Consider the following 12288-nt stretch of genomic DNA (forward strand, 5'->3'; position numbering starts at 1 on the left):
TGCACGAGGGCCTGGGCCGCCGCGCGTCCGCACCCACGGGTGATCCCCCACCCCGTGCCGCCACGGCCTTCCGGGCGCTCGCCCAGAGCATCGGCGCACCCGTCCCGAGCTGGGCTTCTGCCGCCTTCGTGGCTAGCATCTCCCCATCGGGAGAGGGGACTTGATGGACCGGAAGATCCGAACGATCGAGGACGTACTGGAGCTCCTGGACGGCCTCTTCGCACCGGACGCCGACCGCTGGACGGCCGACGGGGCCCGCTGGTGGGACGCCTTCTACGCCGACCGCGCAAAGCCGGTCCCGTTCTTCGCGGCCAAGCCGGACGAGAGCCTGGCCGACTACCTCGAGCGTGGGCTGATCGTCCCCGGACGGGCGCTGGACCTGGGCTGCGGACCGGGCCGCAACGCCCTGCACCTGGCCGCTGCGGGCTTCCAGGTAGACGCGGTCGACCTCTCTCCGACGGCCCTCGCCTGGGCTGCCGGTCGGGCCCGCGAGGCGGGGGCTGCGATCCGCTTCCACTGCGGGGACGCCTTCGCGCTCACCGGCGCCGAGTTGACCGGCCCGTACGACCTGATCTACGACTCGGGGTGCTTCCACCACCTGCCGCCGCACCGCCGGATCAGCTACCTGGCGCTGCTCGACCGCCTGCTGGCCCCCGGCGGTCACTTCGGCCTCACCTGCTTCGCGGCCGGCGCGATGGGCTCCGAGCTGCCCGACGCGGACTTCTACCACCAGTCCCGGCTGCACGGCGGTCTCGCGTACACGCCGGACTCGCTGCGCTGGATCTTCTCCGAGCTCGCCCAGGTCGAGCTGCGCCGGATGCGGGACGAACCGGACGACTCCCCGCTCTTCGGCGAGCCGTTTCTCTGGACCGCCCTGTTCCGCCGAACCGCATGGCTCGCTTGACGTGCCGGTGGCCGATCAACCAGTATCGCGGCATGGAGCACGGCACCACTCTCGTCTGCCGCCTGCACGTCGATCTGCGACGCCAGGCGAGCGACATGTGTGCCTGCTGACCGGCTGACCTCTGTCGCCGCTTTTCCGCGTTTCACCCCTGTGACCATCTGCCGGGGGACGGGCGCACCCATGTCGCCACCACTTCACCGCTGCCCTGTGTCCGCCACCCGTGCGCGGCGCACTCAAGCTTCCCGAGGACCGCCATGAGCACAGATCTCGCGAGCCCAACGCCCACAGCCACACCCACACCCACACCCACACCCACATCCACCGCCGCACCGGTACCCGCACCGATCACCCCGCTCAGCCCCGCCGCGCTGCGGGCGGTGGTCGCCGAGCTGGCCGAACGGCCGCAGGAGTGGATCGACAAGGTCCGCCTCTCCACCGAGGAACGCTGGTACGAGCGGCTCAGCCTGACCGAGGACCACGAGGTCTGGCTGATCAGCTGGCTGCCCGGCCAGTCCACCGGGTTCCACGACCACGGCGGCTCGCGCGGCGCCTACGCCGTGGCGCTCGGCGAGTTGGAGGAGCTCTCGCTGGGCGGTGAGCACGGCGAGTTGCACACCCGCCGACTGCCGGCCGGGTCCATCCGCGCCTTCGGTCCCGAGTTCCTGCACGACGTCCGCAACACCGGTGGCGGCCCGGCGGTCAGCCTGCACGCTTACTCGCCGCCGCTCAGCGAGATCGCGCGCTACGAGCTGCGGGCCAGCGGCCTGCGCCAGACCGTGGTGGAGGTGGCGGAGCAGTGGTGACCGTGGACGAGCTGGTGGCCCGGGCCCGGGCGGGCGTGCACCGACCGGGGCCGGTGGAGGCGCACCAGGCCTGGCAGCGGCAGGATGCCCTGCTGGTGGACATCCGCCCGGCCGCGCAGCGGGCCCGGGAGGGCCAGATCCCCGACGCGCTGGTGATCGAGCGCAATGTGCTGGAGTGGCGGCTGGATCCGACGGGGAGTCACCGGATCCCGGAGGCCACCGGATACGAGCTGCCGGTGGTGCTGGTCTGCTCCGAGGGCTACGCCTCCTGCCTGGCGGCGGCCTCGCTGCGCGAGCTCGGCCTGCACCGCGCCACCGACCTGGACGGCGGATTCGTCGCCTGGGCGGCCGCGGGGCTGCCCACCGTGCCGGGGGGCGACTGAGCCGGGCCTGGCCCATCCCCCGTAGCGACCGGCCCCGTCCCCCGTACCGCTCGGCGTGTCGGATGCGTCACTGATCACCGTTCAGGGTTTCCCTTGGTCCTGGCGGGGGCAGGCAGCCTCGGATGTCGGCCCCTGACACCGTCTCACCCGCCGTACCCGAAACCGGTGCCCCGGCACCCAGGCAGGAAGCTCACGTGATCAGATTCGACGGCGCCGGCAAGCGCCATCCCGACGGCACGGTCGCCGTCGAGGGGCTCGATCTCAGCGTGCCCGCGGGCCGGACCACCGTGTTGGTCGGTCCGTCCGGCTGCGGCAAGACGACCATCCTGCGGATGGTCAACCGGATGGTCGAACCGACCTCGGGCCGGGTGCTGCTGGACGGGACGGACGTGGCCCGGCTGGAGCCCGCCAAACTGCGCCGCGGCATCGGCTACGTGATCCAGCAGGCGGGTCTCTTCCCGCACCGCAAGGTGCTGGACAACATCGCCACCGTGCCCTACCTGCTGGGCTGGGACCGCAAGCGGGCCCGGGCCCGGGCGATGGAGCTGCTGGAGCTGGTCGGGCTGGCACCGGAGACGGCCAAGCGCTACCCGTTCCAGCTGTCCGGCGGCCAGCAGCAGCGGGTCGGTGTGGCCCGGGCGCTGGCCGCCGATCCGCCGCTGCTGCTGATGGACGAGCCGTTCAGCGCGGTCGACCCGGTGGTCCGGGCCGGTCTGCAGGAGGAGCTGCTGCGGCTGCAGGCCGAGTTGAACAAGACGGTGCTCTTCGTGACGCACGACATCGAAGAGGCGGTGCGGCTCGGCGACCAGATCGTGGTGCTGCGCGAGCACGGGCGGATCGGGCAGGTGGCCGACCCGGCGACGCTGCTCGCCGCCCCCGCCGACGACCAGGTGGCGCACTTCCTCGGCCGGGACCGGGGGCTGCGCGGTCTCGGGCTGCGCCCGGCGGGCGGGATCGCGCTGCGGCCCGCCGACGAGCCGTACGAGGGCTGGACCCTGACGGTGGACGACGAGGGCCGGCCGAGCGGGTGGCGGGGGCCCGGGGAAACGATCCGTCAGGTCGCGGTCTACCACCCGGGGACGGACACCCTGCGCAGCGCCCTGGACAGCGCGGTGCTCTCGCCGGCCCGCGCCGCCGTGGCGGTGGACGCCCAGGGCCGGGTGCTCGGTCTGGCACCCCGCGCGGCGGTCCTGGACGCACTGGACGCCTCGGGCCCCGAGGCGCCGGCCGGTGGCGTCGTGGACACCCCGTCGGACCCCGGGGCGCCGGCCGACAGCGCTGCCGATCCGGGTGGCGCCACCGACATAGCGGCGGGGACCGGCCATGGGCGATGAACCCCTGGTCCGCTGGCACTGGCTCGGCACCCACGTCGACTACCTGCGCGGCCTGCTCCTGGACCACGCGGTGATCTCGCTGCTCCCGGTGCTCTTCGGCCTGCTGCTCGCCCTCCCGCTGGGCCTGCTCTGCACCCGGTTCCCGCGGCTGTACCAGCCGCTGGCCGCGGTCTTCAACGTGGTCTACGCGCTGCCCGCGCTCGCGGTCTTCGTGGTGCTGATCCCGTACACCGGCCTGGCCACCCAGGCCACCGTGATGATCCCGCTCACCTGCTACGCGCTCGCCGTGCTGCTGCCGACCACGGTGGACGGGCTGCGCGCGGTGCCCGAGCCGGTGCGCCAGGCCGCGACGGCGCTCGGGTACGGACCCTGGCGGCGACTGGCCGCCGTCGAACTGCCCGCGGCCGTGCCGTACCTGGTGGCGGGGCTGCGGGTGGCGGCGGTCTCCAGCATCTCGCTGGCGAGTGTGGGCGCGCTGGTCGGGCGCGGCGGGCTGGGCTACCTGTTCATCACCGGCTTCCAACTCACCTTCCCGACGCCGATCGTGGCCGGGATCGTGCTGGTGGCCGCGCTCGCGCTGGTCACCGACGCGGTGCTGCTGCTGGCCCGCCGGGTGCTGGCGCCGTGGGCCCGGCGTGAGGCGGTGGTGGGGCGGTGAACTGGCTCTCCTGGCTGTCCGACTTCTTCGGCTCGCCCGACCGGCAGCACGGTGCCGACTCGATCGTGCACCGGATCGGCGAGCACCTGCTGCTCTCCGGCGAGGCGCTCGGCCTGGCCGCGCTGCTGGCGATCCCGCTCGGTCTGCTGCTCGGCTACACCGGGCGGGCGGCCGGCCTGGTCACCGCGCTGACCGGTACCGCCCGCGCGCTGCCGACCCTCGGCCTGGTGACGCTGGCGGTGCTGGTGGCGGGCGTCGGCGACACCGCCGTGCTGGTGCCGCTGGTGGCGCTGGCCGCGCCGGTGTTGCTGGTCGCGGCCTGCGAGGGGGTCCGCGGCACCGATCCGGACCTGCGCGATGCCGCCCGCGGCATCGGTCTGACGCACCGTCAGGTGCTCTGGCAGGTCTGTGTTCCGTGGGCGCTGCCGGCGTTGCTCGCGGGGCTGCGCACGGCCGCGGTGCAGGTGATCGCCACCGCCACGGTGGCCGCCTACGTCGGCCTGGGCGGGCTCGGCCGCTATGTGGTCGACGGCCTGGCCACCCACGACTTCCCGCAGACCGTCGGTGGCGCGCTGCTGGTGGTGCTGCTCGCGGTGGCCACCCAGTTGCTCTTCGCCGCGCTCATCCGGTTCGCGCTGCCCACCGGGCTGCGCCGACCGCGCGGCTGACCGGATTCCCCTCTCCCACTCTCCACTCTTCGCAAAGGACTCAGTTGATGCTTTCGCGCACCTTCCGCGCCGCCATACTGGCCGCTGCCGTCACTGTGGCCGCCACCGCCTGCTCCTCCTCCGCCAAGGACCCGCTCGGCGGCAACTCCGGCTCCTCCGGCTCCTCCGGCTCCTCCACCGGCAACTCCGGTTCCGCCGACGGCGGTTCGACCGTAGTGGTCGGTTCGGCCAACTTCCCGGAGAACGTGCTGCTCGCCTCGATCTACTCGCAGGCCCTGCAGGCCAAGGGCGTCAAGGTGACCGAGAAGTTCAACATCGGCAGCCGCGAGCTGCTCTACGGGCAGATCAAGGACAGCAAGTTGACCGTGCTGCCCGAGTACAACGGCGCGCTGCTCGCCTACCTGGACAGCAAGGCCACCGCCGCGAGCACCGAGGACATCGACGCCGCGCTGACCAAGACGCTGCCGGCCAGTCTGGCGATCCTGAAGTCCGCCGCCGCCGAGGACAAGGACTCGCTGACCGTCAGCAAGGACACCGCGGCCAAGTACAACCTGCAGTCCATCGCCGATCTGACCGCCCAGGCCGGGCAGTTCACCATCGGTGGCCCGCCGGAGTTCAAGTCCCGCCGGGAGCAGCAGTTCAAGGACGTCTACGGGCTGAACTTCAAGGAGTGGAAGCCGACCGCCGACACCACCGCCAACGCGATCAAGGACGGCACGATCCAGGTCGGCAACGTCTTCACCACCGACCCGCGGATCGTCTCGCTGGGCCTGGTCTCGCTGACCGACCCGAAGAACCTGTTCGGCGCGCAGAACGTGACCCCGCTGATCAACAAGGCCGGGGTGAACGCCACGGCGAGCGCGGCGCTGGACGCGGTCTCGGCCAAGCTGGACACCGCCGGTCTGACCGCGCTGATGAAGCGGGTTGCGGTGGACAAGGAGGACGCCGCGGTGGTGGCCAAGGACTGGGTGAAGAGCAACGGGCTGGGCTGAGCCCGGACCCACTGGGACGGCTGCGCCGACGGGCCCCGGAGGAGAGTTCCTCCGGGGCCCGTCGGCGTGCTCGCCGGTCAGTGCAGGGGCCGGCCAGTGCAGGGGCCGGCCAGTGCAGGGGCCGGCCAGTGCAGGGGCCGGCCAGTGCAGGGGCGATCAGTACCAGTGGTGGGTCTGCCAGAACGCCCAGGCGGCGTTCGGGCTGCCGTACCGGTCGTTCATGTAGGACAGCGTCCACTTGATCTGGGTGACCGGGTTGGTGCGCCAGTCGGAGCCGGCCGAGGCCATCTTGCTCGCGGGCAGCGCCTGGCCCAGGCCGTAGGAGCCGGAGGACGGGTTGGTGGCCGTCACGTTCCAGCTGCTCTCGTGGCTGACGATGTTGGCGAAGGAGTTCCACTGGTCGGCCGGGACCATGCTCTGCGCCAGCGCGCGGATGCCGCTCGGGCTGGTGTCGGTGACCGTGGGGGCGGCGGCCAGCGGCGCGCGCTCCTGCGAGCGCGAGGCGGCCTGCTGGTCCTGCTGCGGGGCGGGCTGCGCGGCCGGCTGCGGCGCGGGCGCCTGCTGCGGCTGGGCGGCGGGCTGCGGGGCCGGGGCCTGCTGCGGCTGCGCGGCCGGGGTGGCCGGCTTGGCCTGCTCGGGGGCCGCGTACGGCGCGGTGGTCACGGTGTGCCCGGCGCCGGACTGGGTGGCGCCCTTCAGGTACGGGGCGGCCTCGATCTTGCCGGTGTCACCGGCGGCGGTGACGGGGGTCACGCCGGCCGGCATCGCGTCGCGGGTGAGCTTGAGCGCGTGCGCCTGCTGGTCGGTGGTCACAGCGGCGGTGTGCTTGGGGGCCGACGCCTCGGCAACGGTGGCGGCGTCGGAGGGGAGCGCGAAGGCCACGGCGGACGCGGCACAGACGGTGGCCAGGCCGGCCGAGGCGAGAACCACGGAGGATCGTCGACGAACGGTGGCCATCAGGGCGCTACGCATACAGGAATACCTCTTCGGTGTAGCCGGTCCCGGGCGCACGGCAGCGGCGCGGCGCGAGGGCCGTGCGGTGCTGCGTTGATGCGTCAGTGACCGTGGGGCACCCCGGAGTCGGTCGGTGCCCGTACGGAAAGCGCTCCACCGGAGTTACTGAAGACACCGGATCCTCTGACCCGATGCGGGCGGCGCGCTTGGCGACTCGTCCAGGTTTAACGTGGCCCGCCGCCGGGCAGCAAACCCGGCTGCTACGACGCCCGGTAGTAGCTTGGCCCGGCCGCCCCCGGACAGCCGCTCAACCAGGCCGCCGTCGGCGACGACCCGCGATCGTAGTCCCGAAACGCCTGTGGGCATGGTCACCAACTTGGTGACAGTGAGCAGCCGAAGGGAAACCGGTTTGCCCCCGATCGGCCGCACCCGCCAGGCTTGATTCTCATGACGCACTCTCTCGCCCCCGAGATCCTCGCCTACTACGCGCGCGGCGAGGAGGCCGGCCGCCTGCTGCGCGCGCACAACCGCCTGGAGCTGTGGCGCACCCAGGACGTGCTGCGACGCCTGTTGGCCGACCTCGGCACCGGGCCGCTGCGGATCCTGGACGTCGGCGGCGGCGCCGGCGTGCACGCCGAGTGGCTGGCCGCCGACGGGCACCTGGTGACGCTGGTCGACCCCGTTCCGCTCCACGTCGAGCAGGCCGGCCGGCTACCCGGCGTGACCGCTCTGCACGGTGACGCCCGCGCCCTTGAGGCCGCCGACGACTCGGTGGACCTCGCGCTGCTGCTCGGCCCGCTCTACCACCTGCCCGAGCGCGCCGACCGGCTGCGCGCGCTCGCCGAGGCCCGCCGGGTGGTGCGGCCCGGCGGGCTGGTGGTCGCGGCGACCATCAACCGCTTCGCCGGACTGCACGACACCATGCGCACCGGCGCCTACTTCGAGCCGACCAACCAGGCCGCCACCGACGCCTGCGTGGCGACCGGGACGCTGCGCCCGGCGAGCGAGCACAACCTCTTCACCACCGCCTACTTCCACCTGGCCGCCGAGGTCCCGGCGGAGTTCGCCGAGGCCGGGCTGACTCCGACCGGTCAGTACGGCCTGGAGGGCGCGGCCTGGCTGATGGGCATCGACCAGCGGCTGGACGATCCGGCCGAGCGGGCGGTGGTGCTGGACGCGCTGCGCGCCGGCGAGTCGGAGCCCTCGCTGCTCGGCGTCAGCGGGCACCTGCTGACGGCAGGGATCTGCTGACGGCGGGGATCTGCTGACGGCGGGCACGGGAGCCTGACGCGCCGACCGCAGGCAGCAAGGCCTGACCCAGCATCAGATCCGCGCCCAGGACGACCTGACGGAACCGGTCGGATCGGACCGAGCGATTGTTAGGACTCTTGACAGATAACTGGTCTAGTCCAACGATAAGACTCGTCCATCCGACCGGGATGCACTGTGGGGGTGTGACCACCGGCCGGCAGGGACCTGCCCTGCCCTGAACTGCCCACCGCCCCCGGCTACTTGCCATGACCGCCGACCGACGCCCAGGCGCCGGTGGTTGTCATGCGCAAATCCTGTTGTGCGCTTCCTTCCCCCATCACGTCTGCTGGAGCACTGATGCGACTTCACAGATCCGTCCAGGCCGCGCTGACCGCCGGCGCCACGCTGGCCGCCTCGGCCGGCCTGCTGGTCGGCGCGAGCGGCGCCCACGCGGCCACCACCGCCGCACCGCTGCCCGCCCACGTCTTCGCCCCGTACTACGAGGCCTACACACCGGGCAGCGGCCCGGCGGCGCTGGCCGCGCAGTCCGGCGACAAGTTCCTCAGCATGGCCTTCGTCCAGGCCGCCACCAAGGGTTCCTGCACCGTCTACTGGGACGGCGACACCAGCACCCCGATCGCCAACTCCAGCTTCGGCAGCGACATCAGCACCATCCAGGCCAACGGCGGGGACGTCATCCCCTCCTTCGGCGGCTACGCGGCCGACAACGGCGGCACCGAGATCGCCGACAGCTGCGCCGACGTCAACCAGATCGCGGCGGCCTACGAGAAGGTCATCACGACCTACAACGTCAACCGGATCGACCTGGACACCGAGGACAACTCACTGACCAACACGACCGGTATCGACCGCCGCAACAAGGCGGTCAAGCTGGTCGAGGACTGGGCGGCGGCGAACGGGCGCAACGTCCAGTTCTCCTACACCCTGCCGACCACCACCAGCGGCCTGGCGTCCAGCGGCCTGGCGGTGCTGAAGAACGCGGTCAGCAACAACGCGCGGATCGACGTCGTCAACATCATGACGTTCGACTACTACGACAACGCCTCGCACGTGATGGGCACCGACGCGGAGAACGCCGCGACCGGCCTCTACGGCCAGCTGGCCAAGCTCTACCCGAGCAAGACCGCCGCCCAGCTCTGGGGTTCGATCGGCATCATCCTGATGCCCGGCATCGACGACTTCGGCGCAGCCGAGACCACCACGGTCGCCGACGCGCAGAACGTCCAGGCCTGGGCCACCGCGAAGGGCCTCAACACCCTCTCGTTCTGGGCGCTGCAGCGTGACAACGGCGGCTGCGTGGGCACCGCCGGCTCCGACACCTGCTCCGGGATCAGCCAGGGCACCTGGGACTTCAGCCACGTGCTGGAGCCGTTCACCTCGGGCAGCGGCACCCCGTCCAACGACTTCTCGCTGAGCGACTCGCCCGCCGCCGGTTCGGTGCAGCCGGGCGGTTCGACCACCGCCACGATCACCACCGCGGTCACCTCCGGCTCGGCGCAGACCGTGACGCTGTCGGTCTCCGGCGCGCCCGCCGGTGTCACCGCCTCGATCAGCCCGAGCACCGTCACGGCCGGCGGCACCGCCACCCTGTCGGTGAGCACCACCTCGGCCGTGGCCCCGGGCAGTTACCCGCTGACCATCACCGGCACCGCCGCCTCCGGCAGCCACAGCGCCGGCTACACGCTGACCGTCACCGGCGGCAGCGGCGGCAGCGCCCTGGTCAACGGTGGTCTGGAGAGCGGCAGTCTGAGCCCGTGGACCTGCCAGAGCGGCGGCGCGGTGGTCTCCGCCCCGGTGCACTCGGGCTCCCACGCGCTGCAAGCCGCGCCCACCGCGAGCCAGACCGGTGAGTGCGACCAGACCGTCACCCTGCTGCCCAACCACGCCTACACGCTGACCGGTTGGGTTCAGGGCGACTACGCGTACCTCGGCGTCAGCGGTGGCGCCACCGGGTCCAGCTGGGCCTCGGGCAGCGGTTGGACCAAGCTGACCGTCCCGTTCACCACCGGCGCCAACGGCACCGTGACCGTCTACCTGCACGGCTGGTACGCCCAGGGCGACGTCTACGGCGACGACTTCGCGATCAGCTGACGCACCGTCATCCGTGTTGGACAGCCCCGCCACCCGCGCTTCCGGGTGGCGGGGCCACTGCGTTCCATGCTCTCTTGACGCCACCCGGGGAGCACAGTTAGCTGGCTCAGGTCCATTCCTGACCAATCATCAGACATTGAACACGGGGGTTCGCCATGCCTGTCATCACCCGCGCGCGCCACTGGTCGCGCCGCGCCGCGGTCGCCGCCACCGCGCTGGCCACCGCACTCGCACTGGGCGGCGCCGCCTCGGCGGGAAGCGCCGCCCCCGGCAACCGACTCACCCCGTTCACCCTCACCAGCCCCGACTTCCACGACGGCGGCAAGCTGCCGGTCTGGACCGAGTTCGGCGGCACCTACGGTGGCCAACACTCCCACTGCGACGGCAAGAACCTGGCGCCCGAGCTGGACTGGCACAACGCCCCAGCCGGAACGAAGAGCTATGTGCTGCTGGTCAACGACATGGACGCGCCGATCGCGGGCGGCTGGCACCACTGGGTGGTGTACGACATCCCCGGGAACGTCGACCGGCTGAAGGGTCACGGCAAGCTCGAGTACACGCAGGGATCGACCAGTTGGGACGCGAACGGGCTCCCGGTCGTCGGCTGGGGCGGCCCGTGCCCGCCGGCCACCGGGCAGGTGCACCACTACATCTTCACCCTGTACGCCCTCGACAGCGCCACCGTCCCCGTCCCCGGCGACTCCCTGTCGTACGAGCAGCTGATCAGCACGATCGACCCGGACGTGCTCGGATCGACCGTCATCATCGGCACCTTCCGGCTGCCGCAGAAGGCCTGACCGGTGCACCGGCCCTTCAGGGCAGCAGCTTCCCCGGGTTCATGATCCCCAGCGGGTCGAGTGCCCGCTTCACCGCGCGCTGCAGGTCCAGCTCCAGCGGGGTGCGGGTGTAGGGCAGTGCCGCACGCTTGAGCACGCCGATCCCGTGCTCGGCGCTGATCGTGCCGTGGAACTCGGCGACCAGCTCGAAGACCAGCGCCGAGACCTCCGCCGCCCGGCTCCGCGGGGCCAGCACGTTGAGGTGGATGTTGCCGTCGCCGACATGCCCGAAGGCGTTGACCGCCACGCCCGGGAAAGCCCGGCCGATCCGCTGCTCGGCCGCCTCGACGAAGGCCGCGACGGCGCCGAGCGGCACTCCGACGTCGTGCTTGACCGCGCCGCCGGCCCGCTTCTCCGCCTCCGGCAGGCCCTCGCGCAGCGCCCAGAGGGCCTGGGCCTGCGGGCGGTCCAGGGCGGGGACGGCGTCGGCGGCCAGGCCGCGTTCGGTGGCCTCGGCCAGGAAGGCCTCCAGCTGGGCCCGCAGGCCGGCGCCGTCGCGGGTGCTGGTGGCCTCCACCAGCAGATAGCGCGGGTGCGGGTGGGCGAACGGGTCCTTGCTGCCCGGCTGGTGGGCGAGGAGCAGCTCGAGGCCGGTGCGGCCGAACAGCTCGAGCGCGGTGAGCCGGTCCTCCAGCCATTCGCGGGCCAGCGCCAGCAGCCCGGTGAGCGGGTCGAGGCCCGGCAGGGCGAGCAGCGCGACGGCGTGGTGGCGGGGCTTGGGGACCAGCAGCACGGTGGCGGCGGTGACGATGCCGAGGGTGCCCTCGGAGCCGATCAGCAGCTGTTTGAGGTCGTAGCCGGCGTTGTCCTTGCGCAGGGCGCGCAGGCCGTGCCAGATCCGGCCGTCCGGTAGCACCGCCTCCAGGCCGAGCACCAGCTCACGGGTCATGCCGTAGCGCAGCACATTGCTGCCGCCGGCGTTGGTGGCGATCGCGCCGCCGAGCCGGGCGCTGCCCTCGGAGGCCAGGCGCAGCGGGAAGTGCAGCCCCTCGGCCTCCGCGGCCTGCTGAAGGTCGCTCAGTACGCAGCCGGCCTCGGCGGTGAGCGCGAAGTCGGCCGCGTCGACGCTCCGGATCCGGTCCAGGGCCCGGACGCTGAGCACCAGCTGAGTGCCGGTGCCGAGCGGGATCGCGCCGCCGACCAGGCCGGTGCCGCCGGCGAACGGCACCACGGGGACGGCGTGCCGGGCGCAGACGGTGACCGCCGCGGCCACCTCGGCGGTGCTGCGCGGGCGCAGGACGGCGGCGGGGTGCGCGGGCAGCAGACCGCGCTCGTCGCGCACGAAGCCGGCCGCCGGGTCGTCGGGAGCCAGTACCCCGTGCGGTCCGAGCGCCGCGCGCAGCTCCGTCAGGGCGGTGAGCAGGGAGTCCTCCGTCGGCGTCACGGAAATAAC

At 72.5% G+C, this 12288-nt stretch carries 12 protein-coding genes; 10 read left to right on the forward strand and 2 right to left on the reverse strand.

Going from position 1 to position 12288, the window contains the following annotated elements:
• Positions 1-163 precede the first annotated feature (163 nt).
• From BR98_RS07240 to BR98_RS07270, 7 genes are all read left to right on the forward strand, one after another.
• Positions 164-904 carry a class I SAM-dependent methyltransferase gene (locus tag BR98_RS07240; protein ID WP_035841245.1) on the forward strand — a complete coding sequence of 247 codons (741 nt, stop codon included), beginning with the start codon at positions 164-166 and terminating at the stop codon, positions 902-904.
• 254 nt (positions 905-1158) lie between these two features.
• Complete coding sequence (locus BR98_RS07245; protein WP_035841247.1) at positions 1159-1707, forward strand: cysteine dioxygenase; 549 nt, start codon at positions 1159-1161, stop codon at positions 1705-1707.
• Entirely contained in the window at positions 1704-2090 is a 387-nt protein-coding gene (locus tag BR98_RS07250; protein ID WP_407639422.1) for a rhodanese-like domain-containing protein, read from the forward strand. Before BR98_RS07245 ends, BR98_RS07250 begins: the two co-directional genes overlap by 4 nt.
• A 194-nt stretch (positions 2091-2284) precedes the next feature.
• Positions 2285-3424: an ABC transporter ATP-binding protein gene (locus BR98_RS07255; RefSeq protein ID WP_083976085.1), complete on the forward strand. Its 1140-nt coding sequence runs from the start codon at positions 2285-2287 to the stop codon at positions 3422-3424.
• Positions 3414-4082, forward strand: a complete 669-nt coding sequence (locus BR98_RS07260; protein WP_035841251.1) for an ABC transporter permease — start codon at positions 3414-3416, stop codon at positions 4080-4082. Before BR98_RS07255 ends, BR98_RS07260 begins: the two co-directional genes overlap by 11 nt.
• Positions 4079-4750 (forward strand): ABC transporter permease, encoded by a 672-nt coding sequence (locus BR98_RS07265; protein ID WP_035841252.1) that lies wholly within the window; start codon positions 4079-4081, stop codon positions 4748-4750. The genes BR98_RS07260 and BR98_RS07265 overlap by 4 nt, the downstream gene beginning before the upstream one ends.
• A gap of 47 nt (positions 4751-4797) precedes the next feature.
• Positions 4798-5742 carry an ABC transporter substrate-binding protein gene (locus tag BR98_RS07270; RefSeq protein WP_035841254.1) on the forward strand — a complete coding sequence of 315 codons (945 nt, stop codon included), beginning with the start codon at positions 4798-4800 and terminating at the stop codon, positions 5740-5742.
• 156 nt (positions 5743-5898) lie between these two features.
• Here the strand turns inward: BR98_RS07270 and BR98_RS40940 are convergent, their stop codons facing one another.
• Positions 5899-6714, reverse strand: a complete 816-nt coding sequence (locus BR98_RS40940) for an aggregation-promoting factor C-terminal-like domain-containing protein (protein WP_232247265.1) — start codon at positions 6712-6714, stop codon at positions 5899-5901.
• A gap of 429 nt (positions 6715-7143) precedes the next feature.
• Here BR98_RS40940 and BR98_RS07280 point away from each other — a divergent pair, with 429 nt between their 5' ends.
• The 3 genes from BR98_RS07280 to BR98_RS07290 all read left to right on the forward strand — a co-directional run bounded on the left by BR98_RS07280 (position 7144) and on the right by BR98_RS07290 (position 10856).
• Positions 7144-7947: a class I SAM-dependent methyltransferase gene (locus BR98_RS07280; protein WP_035841256.1), complete on the forward strand. Its 804-nt coding sequence runs from the start codon at positions 7144-7146 to the stop codon at positions 7945-7947.
• A gap of 357 nt (positions 7948-8304) precedes the next feature.
• Positions 8305-10059 carry a glycosyl hydrolase family 18 protein gene (locus tag BR98_RS07285; protein ID WP_035841258.1) on the forward strand — a complete coding sequence of 585 codons (1755 nt, stop codon included), beginning with the start codon at positions 8305-8307 and terminating at the stop codon, positions 10057-10059.
• A gap of 155 nt (positions 10060-10214) precedes the next feature.
• A complete protein-coding gene (locus BR98_RS07290; RefSeq protein WP_051969395.1) occupies positions 10215-10856 on the forward strand; it encodes a YbhB/YbcL family Raf kinase inhibitor-like protein in 642 nt (213 codons plus the stop codon).
• A 16-nt stretch (positions 10857-10872) separates the two neighbouring features.
• Here BR98_RS07290 and BR98_RS07295 read toward each other — a convergent pair whose 3' ends face one another.
• Positions 10873-12279 carry an FAD-binding oxidoreductase gene (locus tag BR98_RS07295; protein WP_063774716.1) on the reverse strand — a complete coding sequence of 469 codons (1407 nt, stop codon included), beginning with the start codon at positions 12277-12279 and terminating at the stop codon, positions 10873-10875.
• Positions 12280-12288: the final 9 nt, after the last annotated feature.

This window comes from Kitasatospora azatica KCTC 9699, from assembly GCF_000744785.1.
Lineage (GTDB): Bacteria > Actinomycetota > Actinomycetes > Streptomycetales > Streptomycetaceae > Kitasatospora > Kitasatospora azatica.